Source organism: Streptomyces sp. NPDC020747 (genome assembly GCF_044334695.1).
GTDB lineage: Bacteria > Actinomycetota > Actinomycetes > Streptomycetales > Streptomycetaceae > Streptomyces.
Window position 1 is genome coordinate 169,257 of record NZ_JBIRTJ010000020.1, and the last position, 16,443, is coordinate 185,699.

Annotated in this window: 16 protein-coding genes; 10 read left to right on the top strand and 6 right to left on the bottom strand. The window is 71.1% G+C overall.

Annotated elements, in window-relative coordinates:
* Positions 1-28: 28 nt before the first annotated feature.
* The 3 genes from ACH4YP_RS40810 (at position 29) to ACH4YP_RS40820 (ending at position 2,979) form a co-directional block, all read left to right on the top strand.
* The gene (locus ACH4YP_RS40810) at positions 29-1,243 is read left to right on the top strand and encodes an NlpC/P60 family protein (RefSeq protein WP_398496199.1); all 1,215 of its coding nucleotides are present in this window, start codon (positions 29-31) and stop codon (positions 1,241-1,243) included.
* Positions 1,244-1,338: 95 nt separating this feature from the next.
* Positions 1,339-2,025, top strand: a complete 687-nt coding sequence (locus ACH4YP_RS40815) for a 2-phosphosulfolactate phosphatase (protein WP_361069016.1) — start codon at positions 1,339-1,341, stop codon at positions 2,023-2,025.
* A gap of 429 nt (positions 2,026-2,454) precedes the next feature.
* Positions 2,455-2,979: a hypothetical protein gene (locus ACH4YP_RS40820; protein WP_398496201.1), complete on the top strand. Its 525-nt coding sequence runs from the start codon at positions 2,455-2,457 to the stop codon at positions 2,977-2,979.
* Positions 2,980-3,010: 31 nt separating this feature from the next.
* On the opposite strand, the gene ACH4YP_RS40825 is transcribed toward ACH4YP_RS40820, so the two are convergent.
* Together ACH4YP_RS40825 and ACH4YP_RS40830 are read right to left on the bottom strand one after the other, a co-directional pair.
* Positions 3,011-3,271, bottom strand: coding sequence for a hypothetical protein (locus tag ACH4YP_RS40825; protein WP_361069022.1), 261 nt, complete (start codon positions 3,269-3,271; stop codon positions 3,011-3,013).
* A gap of 209 nt (positions 3,272-3,480) precedes the next feature.
* On the bottom strand, positions 3,481-4,131 hold the full coding sequence (locus tag ACH4YP_RS40830) for a DUF4360 domain-containing protein (protein ID WP_361069025.1): 651 nt from the start codon (positions 4,129-4,131) through the stop codon (positions 3,481-3,483).
* A gap of 533 nt (positions 4,132-4,664) precedes the next feature.
* On the opposite strand from ACH4YP_RS40830, the gene ACH4YP_RS40835 reads away from it, so the two are divergent.
* Positions 4,665-6,311 (top strand): alkaline phosphatase D family protein, encoded by a 1,647-nt coding sequence (locus ACH4YP_RS40835; protein ID WP_398496203.1) that lies wholly within the window; start codon positions 4,665-4,667, stop codon positions 6,309-6,311.
* A gap of 42 nt (positions 6,312-6,353) precedes the next feature.
* Here the strand turns inward: ACH4YP_RS40835 and ACH4YP_RS40840 are convergent, their stop codons facing one another.
* From ACH4YP_RS40840 to ACH4YP_RS40855, 4 genes are all read right to left on the bottom strand, one after another.
* Positions 6,354-6,806 carry a hypothetical protein gene (locus ACH4YP_RS40840; RefSeq protein WP_398496283.1) on the bottom strand — a complete coding sequence of 151 codons (453 nt, stop codon included), beginning with the start codon at positions 6,804-6,806 and terminating at the stop codon, positions 6,354-6,356.
* 71 nt (positions 6,807-6,877) lie between these two features.
* The gene (locus ACH4YP_RS40845; protein ID WP_398496205.1) at positions 6,878-7,411 is read right to left on the bottom strand and encodes a GNAT family N-acetyltransferase; all 534 of its coding nucleotides are present in this window, start codon (positions 7,409-7,411) and stop codon (positions 6,878-6,880) included.
* A 7-nt stretch (positions 7,412-7,418) separates the two neighbouring features.
* The gene (locus ACH4YP_RS40850; RefSeq protein WP_398496207.1) at positions 7,419-8,270 is read right to left on the bottom strand and encodes an SRPBCC family protein; all 852 of its coding nucleotides are present in this window, start codon (positions 8,268-8,270) and stop codon (positions 7,419-7,421) included.
* Positions 8,271-8,394: 124 nt separating this feature from the next.
* The gene (locus ACH4YP_RS40855; protein ID WP_398496209.1) at positions 8,395-9,354 is read right to left on the bottom strand and encodes a LysR family transcriptional regulator; all 960 of its coding nucleotides are present in this window, start codon (positions 9,352-9,354) and stop codon (positions 8,395-8,397) included.
* A gap of 215 nt (positions 9,355-9,569) precedes the next feature.
* Here ACH4YP_RS40855 and ACH4YP_RS40860 point away from each other — a divergent pair, with 215 nt between their 5' ends.
* From ACH4YP_RS40860 to ACH4YP_RS40885, 6 genes are read left to right on the top strand one after another with little or no spacing between them, the layout of a single operon-like run.
* Complete coding sequence (locus ACH4YP_RS40860) at positions 9,570-10,463, top strand: FAD binding domain-containing protein (RefSeq protein ID WP_398496211.1); 894 nt, start codon at positions 9,570-9,572, stop codon at positions 10,461-10,463.
* Positions 10,464-10,468: 5 nt separating this feature from the next.
* Positions 10,469-10,969: a (2Fe-2S)-binding protein gene (locus tag ACH4YP_RS40865; RefSeq protein ID WP_361069043.1), complete on the top strand. Its 501-nt coding sequence runs from the start codon at positions 10,469-10,471 to the stop codon at positions 10,967-10,969.
* The gene (locus ACH4YP_RS40870; protein ID WP_398496213.1) at positions 10,966-13,347 is read left to right on the top strand and encodes an aerobic carbon-monoxide dehydrogenase large subunit; all 2,382 of its coding nucleotides are present in this window, start codon (positions 10,966-10,968) and stop codon (positions 13,345-13,347) included. Before ACH4YP_RS40865 ends, ACH4YP_RS40870 begins: the two co-directional genes overlap by 4 nt.
* Entirely contained in the window at positions 13,344-14,291 is a 948-nt protein-coding gene (locus ACH4YP_RS40875) for an XdhC family protein (protein ID WP_398496215.1), read from the top strand. The genes ACH4YP_RS40870 and ACH4YP_RS40875 overlap by 4 nt, the downstream gene beginning before the upstream one ends.
* Complete coding sequence (locus tag ACH4YP_RS40880; protein ID WP_398496217.1) at positions 14,288-15,187, top strand: AAA family ATPase; 900 nt, start codon at positions 14,288-14,290, stop codon at positions 15,185-15,187. Before ACH4YP_RS40875 ends, ACH4YP_RS40880 begins: the two co-directional genes overlap by 4 nt.
* Positions 15,184-16,443: a VWA domain-containing protein gene (locus ACH4YP_RS40885; protein ID WP_398496219.1), complete on the top strand. Its 1,260-nt coding sequence runs from the start codon at positions 15,184-15,186 to the stop codon at positions 16,441-16,443. The genes ACH4YP_RS40880 and ACH4YP_RS40885 overlap by 4 nt, the downstream gene beginning before the upstream one ends.

Below are 16,443 nucleotides of genomic sequence, written 5' to 3' on the forward strand. Positions count from 1 at the left end.
CCGGGTACGGCTCGTCCTGGCCGCGCTCGTGACCGTGGTCAGTCTCGGTCTGCCGGCCGTCTCGGCCACTCCGGCGGCCGCCGCCACGGGGTGCGCGCCGCTCCAGTCCGGTGCGAGCGCGGCCGCGGAGGCGGCCGTCGAGGTCGCGTGCCGGTACGTCGGCAAGCAGTACGCCTGGGGTGGCGGTCACGCACAGGGCATGCCCGGTCCGAGTCAGGGCCAGATCGACCGCACGGACCCCGCGTCGTACGCGGACCCGGAGCTGTGGAGCTTCGACTGCATCGGTCTGGTGCGCTGGGCCTGGTACAAGGCGACCGGCCGGGACCTCATCACCGAGCGCACGACGCAGGCGACCTTCGCGGCGCCCGGGTACGCGCACACGAAGTTCCTGAAGTCGCAGGGATCGGGCGTCCTGCTGCCCGGCGACATCATGTACTTCGGCCCGACGGGCCTCGGCCCGACGCACGTCGCGATCTATCTCGGCAACGGCAAGATGGTCGAGGCGCCGCAGTCGGGCGCGCAGATCCAGGTCAACAACATCAGCGCACGCTGGGAGCGCTACCAGGGCGCGTTCCGCCCGCACGCCGACGTCACGCCGGGGGTCTGGTCCTGGGACGGGCGCGGCTCGTACCACAAGACCTGGGGCCAGCCCAACCTGCGGCAGGACTCGAACATGAGCAGCCGCATCAACTTCACCAACGGCAACGGCATCTCCGTACAGGCGCGGGTGCTGTGCCAGCGGGTGGGCGAACGGGCCACGGTCGACGGCATGGTGAACAACGTCTGGTCGTTCCTGCCGGACTACCACAGCTGGATCAGCAACCTGTTCGTACAGGGGCCGGCCGTGCTCAAGGATGTGCCGTCCTGCGGTGACTTCCCGGAGATCGGCGGCACGCTGGCCGGCGCGGAGAACAACACGTCCTGCGGCGACGGTACGGAGCCCAACTCCACGGGCGCCTGGACGGCCAGGTCGACCACCGTCTTCGGCCGCACCGTGGAGCTGCGCTACAACGGCACCACCGAGTGCGCGTGGGGTCGCATCACCGGCGGCGCGCCCGGCGACGAGATCTGGGTCGACCGCAGCGCCGACGGGGGCGCGACCTGGTCCCCCATGCTGGGCTTCACCACCATCACCTCGGGCAACGACGCGTACACCACCCAGTGGAACGACGCCGGCCTCGTGATGCGGGCCTGCGGCACCAACGGCCCGGGCGGCGCCATCGAGTGCACCGGCTGGTTCTGACACACCGTTCTGACCCACCGACAGCCAGGCCGGCCGGTTCCGGGAGTGGAAGGGAGACTCCCGGAACCGGCCGGCCATGCGCCATGATGATCGGAATGGACACTCGTTTCCTTGGCATCGCCGATCTGGCCGAAACCCCGTCGGTGGCGGTCGTGGTCGACGTGATGCGTGCTTTCACCGTGGCTGCCTGGGCCTTTGCCCAGGGCGCGGAGAAGATCGTTCTCGCCGAGTCGCTGGACGAAGCCCTGGCGCTCAAGGCCCGTCACCCGGAATGGGTGGCCCTCAAGGACGGTCCGCCCGCGCCCGGGTTCGACACCGTCAACTCCCCGGGCCTGCTGCGGTCGATCGACCTCGGCGGACGGACCGTCGTGCAGAAGACCACGGCAGGGACGGTCGGCGCCCTGGCGGTCAGGGAAGCGCCGCTGGTGCTGTGCGCCGGCTTCGTGGTGGCGGAGGCAACGGCTCAGCTCCTGCGGATGCGCAAGAGCGACAGCGTCACGTTCGTGGTCACCGGCGAGGACGGACAGGCCGATGAAGACCTGGCGTGCGCTCAGTACATCGCCCGCAGGGCCACCGGGGCCGGGACGGATGCCGCCGAGTTCCTCCGCCGCGCCGCCGGGTCACGCGCCGCCGCCGAACTGGCGGAGGGGGTGCGCCAAGGAGTCCATCCCGATGACGTCGAGCTCTGTCTTGAGCTCGACCGGTTCCCCTTCGCCATGGTGGCGACCTTGGAGGGCTCACTCATGGTCCTGCGTGGGCGGGCGGTCCCGGCCGTGGAGTAGCGCATCCGTCAGCCGTCGTCGTCATCCGTATCGACCTGGCCGAAGAAGTCTCCGGCGCCGTAGTTCAGGCCGCGCGCGGTTCTCACCAGCGGCGTCAGCGGGTCTCCGCGAGGAAGCGCGAAACGGGGAAGCCCGAAGCGGGCACATCGGAAGCGTCGAAGGAGACTTCGACGGCAGGTCCGCAGCAACAGTGCCAGCGAGGTGACTCCGGCAATCGCGACGACGCCCCCACCCACACACAAGGACCGAACCCTCGTCCGAAGTTCGGGTGTTCTACGGACAAACGCCACGGCACGCCACCCCTTCCACTGGATAGATATATCTACGAATATGACCCTGGGCATCGCCTCGGGAATTACACACGGAGCCGCGCCCGCGGAGGGGGTATCACGGTCCGCTCACACGGACCTGCGGTCGAAGAGGAGAGACATGAGAAGCGCTCCCCACCAACAAGCCGTGGAGTGGCTCGCAGCAGCCGCGGTGGACCCCCGGGCCTGCAAGCGCGAGTGGGAGCACGGCGCGAGCGGTGCCGCGCTGTTGCCGGCCGGCCGGTTCTGGGACGTCCTCAGCGTGCCGGAGGAGATCGGCCTGTTCGCTCTGGACGCCCTGCTGCGCCTCCCGCTGCCGATGCCCGGCCCCACGCTCGCCGATTTCGGCGCCCACCGGGTCGGGTTCTTCCTTCCCCCGGACCCGGACAGCTACTGGGTGGGCCAGGACATCCGCTACTCCGGGAAGGGCTCCTGGATCGCGGTGCCCTCGCCGCGCCGGACATCCGGCACGCTGCGCTGGCTGGTTCCGCCCGACGGCCAGGGCGCCCTGCACCTCCCGACCGCCCTGGAAGTGGCACTCCATCAGGCCGCCGAGATGCTCTCCGCCCTGGTGAACGGGGACCGGGGCCGCCCCGTGGGCAACGCGGTGCGTCCCGGGCCGGGTCACGGCGGTCACCTCGGCTGAGTCGGCCGGGCCGCCGGCCGGGCAGAGCCCCTCAGGACCCGCTCGCCCCAGGGCCGTCGCTTCGGCGCCGGCCGGGACCGGGGAGGCGAACGCCGGTGACGCGCAGGGCGCGGAAGGCCGGCCGGCCCGCCTGGTGCCGCCGGGGAACCACGCGTCCGCGGGCCTGCCAGTCGGCGACCAGCGCCGCGTAGATCGGCGGGTCCGTCCAGTGGCCGCCGGCGATCTCGACGGACGGCCGGTCCTGACCCCCGCGGCCCAGGAAGGGCCCCGTTGTGGCGAATGTGCTGTCCATGTCCGTGCAACGGGGCTCGTGCGCCGGTGGTACGCCCTCGCACGCCAGGGCAACCGGATCGAGCGAGCACACGCCCCTCGTTCGGGGCCATGTTTTCATCGGACCAGACGATGCATCCGGTCGGCGGCCACAAAGGCCGACAGGGGCGTACGCGCGCATGCCGCGCCTTGGCCGACTCCGGTGCGGTGGAGCCGGCCAAGGCGGTCGGGTCAGGAGCTGGGGCACTCCTTCCAGGCCAGGTGGTAGACGGTGCTGATGTCACCGTCGGTCGAGTCCATGGTCATGAAGCTGGTACTGCCGGGAGAGGACGTGCCCGCGTTCACGCGGAGTTCGGTGTTGATGTTGAAGTTCCGCTGCACACCGCAGGGCGCCCAGACGAGCTGCGCCCACTCCGTCGTGTCCGTGGCCTGCCAGTTGTCGTCGTAGGGGCCCCTGAAGGGATGGGTGATGGAGGCCGTGTTCGACGAACCCTGGAAGTAGTACGAGGCCTTCTCGGTGCTGTTCGCCCCCGCCTTGAGCGAGGCGAAGCCGCGGTAGTCCGCACTGGCGATGGCGTAGGTGAAGCCTCCCGGTACGGCGACTGTCAGGTTGAGCTGGCAGTTCTTGCGGAACGCGGTGGGATCGGAGTTGCCCCCGACCTTCGCGAGGTAGTCGCTGTAGGTCACCGTGAACGCGGTGTTGTCCGGGGACACGGCGATGGCGGCGGTGCCCTGGGGACAGCCGGAGCCGTTCACCGTGGCGACCTTGATGACGATCTTGTCCGGGGGCGGGTCGACGATCCCGGTGGACGGGTCGTGCGCGGGGAGTGCGGTGGCGAAGAGAGCGGCGATCGCGCCGCTCAGAAGCATCGCACCAGCCATGGTGCTCCAATCCGTTGCGTCGGTGTTCCGGCGGCGGGCGAATGCGCCCCGCCGCGAATTGGGGGGTGCGGCCTTCGCTTGCGCGAAGAGCCGTCGCGGACCAGGTGCGTTGGATCAGACATGGATCAGGCATGGATCGGACATCGAGCACAGTCGTTCAATGGTCATGCACATGCCAAACGCATGACCATTTGAGCCCGGCCCTGTGAAGGAGCTGTGAAGACCGGAGCGGTCGCATCGTATGTACGTCCGACGGAAGCAGCCAGGGCGAACTCCGGCCATTCCTCCTCGTCTTCCAAGCCACGGGTTCCGAACATGACCCCTGTCCGGCCGTATGCCTTCGGCGATCCGGGCCCGCCGGCCGCGTGCCGCATCGCGCCGGTGGGCCCGTGGCGTGCCTCGGCCGTTACGCCGCCCGCGCTTCGGGACGCCGCGCCTGCCGGGTTCATGATCTTCATCTGATTAGCATTCACAAGCCCCGCAGCACCCGTTGCCGGGGCTGCCCTGTGCCATCACCGTGAGGGGATCGAGCCATGCCCCCGGGCCGCCAGAGACCGCCGTCGCAGCATGCCCCCGAACTGCGTGCGGCCGCGCGCCATCTCGCACGCCGCCGCTTCCTGACCGTCACCGCGGCAGCCGCCGCGCTCGCCTTCGGCACACACCTGCCCGCCACCGGCGCAGCGAGCGCCGCCGAGCTCGACGCGGCGAGGATCGCCGACGACCCCTTCACGCTCGGCGTCGCCTCCGGTGACCCGTGGCCCGGCTCCGTACTGCTGTGGACACGGCTCGCGCCCGAGCCGTACCAGGCCGACGGCGGCCTGGCACAGCAGCGTGTCGTCGTCGAATGGGAGGTGGCGGACGACGAGCGGTTCGGCGCGGTCGTCCGGCGCGGCACCGCCATCGCCCACCCCGAGGCTCACCACACCCTGCACGTCGAGGTGGACGGTCTCGACGCCGGTCGCGTGTACTACTACCGCTTCCGGACGGGCACCTGGATCAGCCCGACGGGCCGCACGCGCACCGCTCCGGCCACGACCGGCCCCGCCTCCGCGCTCACCTTCGCCGCCGTGTCCTGCCAGGCGTACCACGAGGGGTACTTCACCGCTCACCGGCATCTCGCGGGCGACGACGTCGACGTGGTCCTCCACCTGGGCGACTACCTCTACGAGTACGCGGTCGACGCCGCCGGCGGCGCCCGCAAGTACACCGACCGCATCCTGCCCGACCTGTTCAACCGGGAGACGGTGACTCTGGAGGACCACCGGCTGCGCTACGCCCTCTACCGCCGCGACCCGGACCTGCGGGCCGTCCATGCCATGCACCCGTTCATCGTCACCTGGGACGACCACGAGACCGAGAACAACTACGCGGCCGACAGCGATGAGAACGGCACCCCGCCGGCCGCGTTCCTGCTGCGCCGCGCCGCCGCCTACCGGGCCCACTGGGAGAACCAGCCGCTGCGCGCCTCCCAGCTGCCCAACGGGCCCGACGCCCAGCTCTACCGCCGTCTGCACTGGGGCACGCTGGCGCAGTTCGACGTCCTCGACACCCGCCAGTACCGCTCCGACCAGGCCTACGGAGACCGGCCGCACATCCCCGGCCCGGAGTCGGACGACCCGGCACGCACCATCACCGGCGCCGCCCAGGAACGCTGGCTGATCGACGGGTGGCGCACCTCCGACGCCGTGTGGAACGTGATGCCGCAACAGGTCTGCTTCTCCCAGCGGAAGCTGGACCTCAGCCCCGTCGCCAAGGTGTCCATGGACGCCTGGGACGGCTACCGGGCCTCACGCGATCGGGTCCTGGCCGGGGCGAAGGCGGCGGGCGTCGACAACCTGATGGTGCTCACCGGGGACGTCCACGTCGGGTACGCCTTCGACATCAAGGACGACTTCGACAATCCCTCGTCCAGGACCCTGGGCACGGAGATCGTCACCCCGTCCATCGCCAGCGGAGGGGACGGCATCGTGAGACCCACGAACTGGGCGACCTATCTGAGTGCCAACCCCCACCTGAAGTTCTACAACGGACAACGCGGTTACGTGAGGGTGCGGCTGACGCCGCAGGCGGCGCGGGCGGATTTCAAGACCGTGTCCGCCGTCACCGCGCCCGGGGCTCCGATCACGACCGCGGCGTCCTTCGTCACCGAAGCGGGCGCCCAGGGGCTCAGGCCCGTCTGAGCCCCTGGGCGTGCGCGTGCTTGTGCCCGCGACCGGCGGCCCTCATGACTCGGCCCCGCGGCGGACCGCCGCGAGCAGGCGCCGCACGCCCACCGCGTGCCCTCCTGTCCCGAGGACGAGCAACCGGTAGAGGCCGCCGGCCGGGCCCGGGAAAGTGGCCCGGGTCTCGGCGGTCAACCGTGACCGGCCCGGACCCGCGGGCTCCAGGCGAAAGATCAGCGCGTACGACGAGAAGCGGTGGCGCCCGCCGAGGACCAGCTCCCGCCCCGGGACCGCGGAGGCCACCCGGAACCCGGGAAACGTCGAGCCCACAGAAAGCGGTCGCGGACCTGACGCCGTGCGGTCCGCACATCCGACCAGCCGCGCGTAACGGTTCGCGCCGGAGCGCGAGAAGGACCGGTCCAGCGTGGCGCCCAGACTGCGCCACACGTCATCGGTTCCCGCCGCGACGACGGTGGTGTGCTCATCGCGGTACGGCAGCGAAGGGATCTGCATCATGGTCTCCATCGCGGTCCGGTCGCGGTAGGCCGCCCGGTCGGTCGTTCGGCGCACCACCGGCGAGCCGGTCAGCCCTCGAACTCCGTCAGGTCGATCCCGTACATCCGCACGTCGTGCCGGTGGACCGGATCCACGGTCGCGCCCTCCGCCTGCATGCCGAGCTTGTCCAGCACGTTCGACGATGCGGTGTCGGCCGTTCGGCACACGGCGACGACCCGGTCGATGCCGCGGTCCTGCAGAGCGAATTCGAGTGTGGCGTGGGCCGCCTCCGAGGCATAGCCCTGGCCCCAGAAGACACGCGCCATCCGCCAGGTGATCGCCACCTGCCCCGCGACCTCGGGCGGGGAATCGGGAACGTACAGCCCGACCGCCCCGGCCAGCTCCCCCGATCCGAGGAGTTCGACGGCGAAGACCCCGAAGCCCTCCTCGTCCCACTCCTCCTCCCAGGCCTCGATGTCCTCGGCGGTCTGTTCCAGGGAGCGGGGCACGCCGTCGCCGATCCATGCCATCACCGTCGGGTCGGAGTGGATCTCGGAGAGGGGCACGAGGTCGTCGTCCTGCCAGCGGCGCAGCAGAAGACGGGGGGTATGGATGTCGGTCATGCCCCCATCATCGCGTGAGCCAGACGACAAGGACGACCACGACCACTGCGAGGACCAGCGCCGCCGGAAGAGCGCGTTTGAGCACGGCACCGCGTGCGACGCTCATCAGGTCCAGGGGCTCAGGTGCGGCCGCTGCCGGCGTACGGGAGACGGCGGGCACTTCCGCGGGGCGGACGCCGTTCGAGGCGGTGGTGGCCGGTGCGGTTGGAGCGGTCTTCCTCGGGGCTTCGGCGGCGGAGGCTTTGTCCACCGTGGCCCCGCCGGCGGAAGCGGATTCCGACGGGACGCTCGAAGCGACCCCGGCGCCGATCTCGGACTCAGGCCCAGCCCCAGCCCCTGCCCCGGTCGCGGCCTCCGACCCGGGCTTCGGCGTCGGTGCGACCGGTTCCGGCGCCTGCTCCTCCTCCTGCTTCTTCTCCGTCGCGAGTTGCCCTTCCAGGTTGTCGACGAACTGGGCCAGGAGCTTCCCGCTGACCTCCTCGATGACCCCTCGGCCGAACTGCGCGATCCTGCCGGTGATGGTGAGGTGGGTGTCCACCGTCACCCGCGTTCCGTCGCCGTCAGGGACGAGCCGGGCGGTGACGCGGGCGTCGGCGTTTCCCTGCCCGCGGGTGTCACGGCCGCGCGCGTGGAGTACCGCCGTACGCGCTTCGTCGTCCTTCTCCTCGAAGGAGACGACACCCTTGTACTGGACGGTCATCGGGCCGACCTTGACCTTCACGACGCCGTTGTAGGTGTCGCCGTCCATGCCTGTGAGCTGGGCGCCGGGCATGCAGGGGGCGATCCGCTCGACGTCGGTCAGCAGGGACCAGGCCTGGTCGGGCGGCAGGTTCACTCGGAACTCGTTCGTGAAGTCCATGACGGACACACGATGCGCGCGGGCGACCGGGCCGTCAATGAGCTCTTCAGGGTTTGCTTAAGAGGCCCCGCCCGGGACGCCGGAAGCCATGATCCGCCGACTCCGCGAGTCCCGTCGAGTCCGGTCAGCTCCAGATCGTGACGTGGACCGGTGGTCGGAACTCGTTCATCGGAACGCCCTTGGACCGGGTCAGCACGGCCTGTGTGGCGGCCGGTGTCGTGACGAAGCGGCACAGCGCGGCGGCGGTCGTCGAGCGCCGTTCGCCGGTGAGCGCGCTCGCGTACAGCATGCCGCCGAGCCGGGCGCCGAAGACGTCGAGCACTGCCAGTGATCCGCGGCGCAGTTCGTCGCGTACGACGTGGAGGAAGGCGATCGACAGCCCGGCCCCGCCCGCCACCGCGTTGAGAGAGGCCGTGACGCTGGGGAATGCCTTGGCCTTGGTGGCCTCCACTCCGATGTGGGAGAGGAAGGTACCGGACAGGGTGTCCGGGTCCAGTCCGGCCGGTCCCAACAGCCATGACTCGTGGGCCAGTTGGGCGGGTGCGAGCCGCTTCCGGTGCCTGAGCGGGTGGTCCGGCGCGGCGACGACGACCAGTTGGAAGCGCAGGAAGGGGATCGACTCGATGCCCGGTTCCGGCCGCGGCGACGGGCCGATCGTGACATCGGCGCGTCGGTCGCGGAGCAGGTCGCCGAAGACCGCCACCGGCACGGCGAGGGTGTCGACGTCCAGATCGGGCTGTCGCCGCCCGAAGGCCGCGAGCAGCGCGGGGAGGACCTGTTCGGCGCCTGCCTCGGTGGAAGCCACCCGCAGTTGGGCGGTGCCCGAGCCGGCCTGGCGGACCCGGTGGCGGGTCTCCTCGGCGAGGCCGACGATCTCGGCGGCTCCTGCGGCGAGGCGTCTGCCGCCCGGGGTGAGACTGATCCCGCCGGCGGCCCGGATGAAGAGCAGGTCTCCCAGTTCACGGCGGAGCGCGGCGACCGCGCCGGAGACCGCGGCCTCGGTGACGCCGAGCGACCCCGCGGCGCCCTTGACCGAGCCCAGTCGGGCCACCGTGACGAATGCGCGGAGCTGAGTCAGCGTCATGTCCGCCATTACAACGGCTGTTCGACCGGTAGGACCCCCTCCGTTGCCCAGGTGTCTTAAGCATTCGCTTGAGTCGCCGTTGACCGCCCCATCCCTTCGCGCAATTGTTCCCCCGGGCCTCCGGAAACCGGCCAGGTCCTCAATCGACGGACAGCTCCCGCGCGCGCTGCTTCGCCCGGGCGTGCCGGGCGGCCCGGTCCGGGAGGGAGCGTGCCGTGCAGGTACCCGCTTCGTTCGACTACCAGCGCGCCGAGAGCGTGGACGAGGCGCTGGAACTGCTGCGACGCTACGGCGAGGAGGCCCGGGTCGTGGCCGGCGGACACAGCCTGCTGCCGATGATGAAGCTGCGCCTGGCCTCCCCCGAGGTCCTCGTCGACATCAACGACCTCCACGAACTCGACCACATCGCCCTGGTCGGCGACGAGTTGCGCGTCGGTGCCCTCACCCGGCACCGCACACTGCTGGAGTCGGAGCTGGTCGGCCGGTACTTTCCCATCGTCCACGACGCGGAGAAGGTGATCGCCGACCCACCGGTCCGCAACCGGGGCACGATCGGCGGCTCCCTCTGCCAGGCCGACCCGTCGGAGGACCTCTCCGCGGTGTGCGGCGCGCTGCACGCCCGTGCCGTCATCCGCGGGGCGGGCGGCGAACGGATCGTCTCCATGGCCGACTTCCACCAGGGCCCGTACGAAACGGCCGTGGGCGTCGGCGAGATGCTGACCGAGGTGCGGCTGCCGGTCCTGCCGGGCGCGGGCAGCGCGTACGAGAAGGTCGAGCGCAAGGCCGGGGACTGGGCCGTCGCCGCGGCGGGAGTCGCCCTGACGCTGCGCGAGGGGCGGATCGCCGACGCGGGCGTGGGTCTGGCGGCGGTCGGCGCCGGGGCGCTGAACCTCCACGCGGTCCAGACACTGCTGAACGGCAGCGAACCGTCCGAGGCACTGTACGAGGAGGCGGGCCGGGTGGCGTCCGAGAGCTGCTCGCCGGTCACCGACGGCCGGGGCAGCGCCGAGTACAAGCGGCATCTGGCCGGCGAACTCACCAGGCGGGCGCTGCGGCGGGCGGTCGCCCGGGCCGGGCGGCCCATCGGGTCCACGGCAAGGGAGGCGTGAGGCGCATGCGGATCACCGTCAACGTCAACGGCGACGACCACACCCGGGAGGTCGAACCCCGGCATCTGCTCGTGCGCTTCCTCCGCGACGACCTGGAACTGACCGGCACCCACTGGGGCTGCGACACCAGCAACTGCGGAACGTGCGTGGTGCTGATGGACGGGGAGCCCGTCAAGAGCTGTACGGTCCTGGCGGTCATGGCGGCCGGTCACGAGATCCGTACGGTCGAGGACCTGGCGGACGGAGACCAACTGGACCCCGTTCAGCAGGGGTTCATCGAGCAGCACGGTCTGCAGTGCGGGTTCTGCACCCCAGGGATGATGCTCACCGGCCGGGCGCTCCTCGACCGCAACCCGGATCCGTCCGAGCAGGAGATCCGGGAGGCCATCTCCGGCCAGCTGTGCCGGTGCACCGGCTACCTCAACATCGTCAAGTCCATCCAGTGGGCGGCGAGGAACCGGGCCGAGGCCGACGGAGTCGCCGAGACGGCGGGAGGCCGGACATGACAGCCGTCGACGAACCCCCCGTCGCACCCGCTCCGGACGAACGGCCCATCGGCTTCGGCCGGATGAAGCGCAAAGAGGACCCCCGCTTTGTACGCGGCAAGGGCCGCTACGTCGACGACATCCACCTGCCCGGCATGCTGCACGGGGCCGTGCTGCGCAGCCCGTTCGCGCACGCCCGGATCCTCTCCATCGACACCTCGGCCGCCGAGGCCCACCCCAAGGTCAAGGCGGTGATCACCGGCGAGACGCTCGCGGGCCTCGGCCTGGCCTGGATGCCGACGCTGTCGATGGACACGCAGGCCGTGCTCGCCACCGACAAGGTGCGTTTCCAGGGGCAGGAGGTCGCGTTCGTGGTCGCCGAGGACCACTACGCGGCGCGCGACGCCATCGAGTTGATCGACGTCGAGTACGAGCCGCTGGACCCGGTGGTCAACGCCCGGCACGCCCTCGACCCCGGCGCACCCGTCATCCGGGACGACCTCGAAGGCCGCAGGGACAACCACATCTTCGACTGGGAGGCCGGCGACAGCGCGGCCACCGACGAGGTGTTCGCGCGGGCCGACGTCGTCGTCGAGCAGACCATGCTCTACCCGCGCGTCCACCCGGCCCCGTTGGAGACGTGCGGGGCGGTCGCCGCCATGGATCCGGTCGACGGCAAGCTCACCCTGTACTGCACCACCCAGGCCCCGCACGCACACCGCACGCTCTACGCGATGGTGGCGGGGATTCCCGAGCACAAGATCCGGGTCGTCTCCCCGGACATCGGCGGCGGTTTCGGCAACAAGGTCGGCATCTACCCGGGTTACGTGTGCGCGGTCGTCGGCTCGATCGTCACCGGGCGGCCCGTGAAGTGGATGGAGGACCGCTCCGAGAACCTGATGAGCACCTCCTTCGCCCGCGACTACCACATGACCGGCGAGATCGCCGCGACCCGGGACGGGAGGATCCTGGGCGTACGGGTCAAGGTCCTTGCCGACCACGGCGCGTTCAACTCCACAGCGCAGCCCACCAAGTACCCGGCCGGCTTCTTCCACATCTTCACCGGCTCGTACGACATCGAGGCCGCGCACTGCTCGGTCACCGGCGTCTACACCAACAAGGCGCCCGGCGGCGTCGCCTACGCCTGCTCCTTCCGGGTCACCGAGGCGGTGTATCTGATCGAGCGGATGGTGGACTGTCTGGCGGCCGAACTCGGCGCCGATCCAGCCGAGTTGAGGATGCGCAACCTGCTGCGGCCCGAGCAGTTCCCCTACGAGAACAAGACGGGCTGGACGTACGACTCCGGCGACTACCCCGCCTGTCTGCGCAAGGCCCTGGACCTGGCCGGGTACGAGGAGCTGCGCAAGGAGCAGAGCGAGAAGCGGGCCCGGGGCGAACTCATGGGCATCGGGCTGTCGTTCTTCACCGAGACGGTCGGCGCCGGGCCGCGCAAGCACATGGACATCCTCGGCCTCGGCATGGCCGACGGCTGCGAGCTGCGCGTCCACCCCACCGGCAAGGCGGTGGTCCGGCTGAGCGTGCAGACGCAGGGTCAGGGCCACGAGACGACGTTCGCGCAGATCGTCGCCGAGGAACTGGGCATCCCGCCCGAGGACATCGACGTCGTGCACGGCGACACCGACCAGACGCCGTTCGGGCTCGGCACGTACGGCAGCCGCTCAACTCCCGTGTCGGGAGCGGCTGCTGCCGTGGTGGCGCGGAAGGTGCGCGACAAGGCGCGGATCATCGCCGGGGCCATGCTGGAGGTCTCCCCCGACGATCTCGAATGGACCAAGGGCCGTTGGTCGGTCGCGGGCGACCCGGCGATGACGAAGACCATCCAGGAGATCGCACTCGCCTCGCACGGCTCACTGGAACTGCCGGAGGGGGTGGAGGGTCACCTGGAGGCGACGACCGTCTACAACCCGCCCAATCTCACGTACCCCTTCGGCGCGTACGTCTGCGTGGTGGACGTCGATTCCGGCACGGGCACGGTGAAGGTGCGGCGCTTCATCGCCGTGGACGACTGCGGAACCCGTATCAACCCGATGATCGTCGAGGGGCAGGTGCACGGCGGGCTGGCCGACGGCGTCGGCATGGCGCTGATGGAGTTGATCAGCTTCGACGAGGACGGCAACTGTCTGTCCGGGTCCTTCATGGACTATCTGCTGCCGACCGCGCTGGAGGTCCCGGCGTGGGAGCTGGACCACACCGTCACGCCTTCCCCGCACCATCCGATCGGCGCGAAGGGCATCGGAGAGTCGGCGACGGTCGGTTCGCCGCCGGCCGTCGTCAACGCGGTCCTAGACGCGATCGGCGTACGCCACGCCGACATGCCGCTGACTCCGAGCCGCGTGTGGCAGGCGCTGCAGCGGGGCGAGGTGGAGGCACCGCAATGAGCCCCGCCGCACTCCCACTTGAGGCACGCATGGCCGAACTGACGGGACGCCACGTGCCGTTCGTGAAGGCCACCGTGGTGCGCGCCCGTCGTCCGGCGAGCGCGCGGCCGGGCGACACCGCGCTGGTACTCGCGGACGGCCGGGTCGAGGGCTTCGTCGGAGGCGCCTGCGCGGAGGCCACCGTACGGGTGCAGGCGCTGCGGACGCTGCGCAGCGGGGAGTCGTTGCTGCTGCGCATCTCACCGGAGGAGACGGCGGACGGCACCGGGGAGCCCGTCGTCGAGGAGGGCGCGGTGAGCGTAGCCAACCCGTGCCTGTCCGGCGGTGAGTTGGAGATCTTCCTGGAGCCGCTGCGGCCCGTGCCGCGCGTGGTGGTCCTGGGCGAGTCCCCCATCGCCCGCGCGTTGCTCGCCTTCGGGCCGGTGCTCGGTTACGAGATCACGGCGGTGTCCGGTGCGGACGGGATCACGCCGGAGGACCTGGCCGGCACTCAGGCGCTCGTCATCGCCTCGCACGGCCGGGACGAGGTGCCGGTGCTCGTCTCGGCCGTGCGCGCCGGGGTGCCGTACATCGGGCTCGTGGCCAGCCCCAGGCGCGGAGCCGCGGTGCTGGACGGGCTGGCCCTCGACGACGAGCAGCGCGCGCGGATACTCACACCGGCGGGACTGTGGATCGGCGCCCGCACACCGGGCGAGATCGCGGTGTCGATCCTCGCGGAGGTGATTCAGATGGTGAGGGGGCTCTCCGCGGAGGAGGCGGATATGGCTCCGGAGACCGGCTCGGTGACCGCCGTCGACCCCGTGTGCGGGATGACGGTCGCCGTCGCGGACAGCACCCCGTACTCCGACGGGGGCGGCGACGAACGCCGCTGGTTCTGCTGTGCCGGTTGTCGTGCCGCGTACGAGAAGGAGCCCGCCCGCTACGCGAAGGCCGACACCTCGTGAGCGAGTACGTCGAGCGGTGTCTGCCGGGCGTGGAGAGTCTGCGCGCCGCGCTGGACTCGCTGGGATATCTCGCCGACGACGGTCTGGCCACCGCGCTCTTCCTCGCCCTGCGCCTGCCGCAGCCGTTACTTCTGGAGGGCGAGGCGGGCGTCGGCAAGACCGAGGCGGCCAAGGCGGTGGCCGCGATCCTGGGCAGCCCGCTGATCCGGCTGCAGTGCTACGACGGCCTGGACGCGGCCGAAGCGCTGTACGAGTGGAACTATCCGCGCCAGCTGCTCGGCATCCGCCTGGCCGAGTCCCGGTACGAGCAGCTCAGTGAGGCCGATCTGTTCAGCGAGGAGTATCTGCTGCGGCGGCCCGTGCTGGCGGCGCTCACGCACCCCGGTCCCGCCCCCGCCGTGCTGCTCATCGACGAGATCGACCGCGCCGACGACGACTTCGAGGCGTTCCTGCTCGAAGTGCTGGCCGAGGCCGCGGTGACCATCCCGGAGATCGGCACGATCCGGGCCGTCGTACCGCCCGTGGTGCTGCTCACCTCCAACCGCACCCGAGATCTCCATGACGCGCTCAAACGCCGTTGCCTCTACCACTGGATCGACTATCCGGACACGGACCGGATAGTCGAGATCGTGCGACGCCGGGTACCCGGGACATCGCGAGAACTGGCGGTCGCGGTGTCGACGGCCGTAGGACGGCTGCGGGCCCTGGACGTGCAGAAGGCACCGGGCGTCGCCGAGACCATCGACTGGATCTCCGCGCTGAACCTGCTCGGCGTGCCCCGTCTCGACGCCGGTGTCGCCGGGCGCACGCTCGGCTCCCTGCTGAAGTACCGCGAGGACCAGGAGCTGGTGCGGGAGCGAGGTCTGGACTGGCTGGTCGCGGACCGCCAGCCGTGACCGCGACGGCGGTGCCGCTCTTCGACCGGGCCGAGTTCGCGGGCCGGCTCGGCGCGGAACTGCGGCACGCCGGGGTGGCGGTGACTCCGGAGCGGTCGGTGCGGTTCCTGGAGGCGCTGCACCTGCTGCCACCGGTGGACCGTACGACGCTGTACTGGGCGGCGCGGCTGGCGTTCGTGACGGATCGCGAGCAGATCGAGCCGTTCGACCGGGTCTTCGACGCGGTCTTCGCGGGCGGGCCACGCTCGGTGGCGGTCCGCGTCGCCGGTGGCGGATCCGAGCCCGCTCCGGGCACCGCCCCCGGTCGGCCCCCACCGCTCTTCGGGATCGGCCCGGATCCCACCCGCGCTCCCCTGCCGGGCGGCACCTTCGGCGAGGCGTCGGACCGCGACCGTACACGGCACCCCGACACGGACAAGGACCGGCGGACCGTGGAAGTGCCGACGGCGGGCAGCGCGGCCGAAGTCCTCACCCACAAGAACTTCGCCGCCCTCGGCCCCGGCGAACTGGCCGAACTGAACCGGCTCCTGGCCCTGTTGACGCTCAGGGCGCCCGTGCGCCGCGGCCGCCGCCAGGAGGCCGACCGCCGGGGCCGCCGCATCGACCTGCGCCGTACCTTGCGCACGGGCCAGCGCACCGGCGGCGAGGCCGTACTGCTGGCCCGCACCCGCCACCGCCTACGACGGCGACGACTGGTGCTGCTGTGCGACATCTCCCGCTCCATGGAGCCGTACACACGCGCCTACCTCCGCCTCTTCCCCCGAGCGGCGGCCGGTGCGGCGGCGGAGGCGTTCGTCTTCGCCACCCGCCTCACCCGGCTGACCCCCGTCCTGCGGCACACCGGCCCGTCCGGCGTGGACGCCGCGCTGCGCCGAGCGGGCGCCACCGCGTCCGACTGGTCGGGCGGCACCCGCATCGGCCACGCGCTGGCCGAGTTCAACAACCGCTTCGGCCGCCGGGGAATGGCACGCGGCGCCGTCGTGGTGATCTTCTCCGACGGCTGGGAGGGCGAGGACCCCACCGCCGTCGGCCGCGAGATGGCCCGCCTCGCACGCCTCACCCACCGCATCGTCTGGGTCAACCCCCGCAAAGCGGCCCCCGGTTACACCCCACGCACCGCCGGCATGACCGCCGCGCTCCCCCACTGCGACGCGTTCGTGAGCGGCCACAGTCTGGCGGCCCTCATGGAGGTGGTGGAAGCGATCGCGGGCGTCGGGAAGTCCCCGCGGCAGCGCGTCGACAACGGCCGGAAGTGA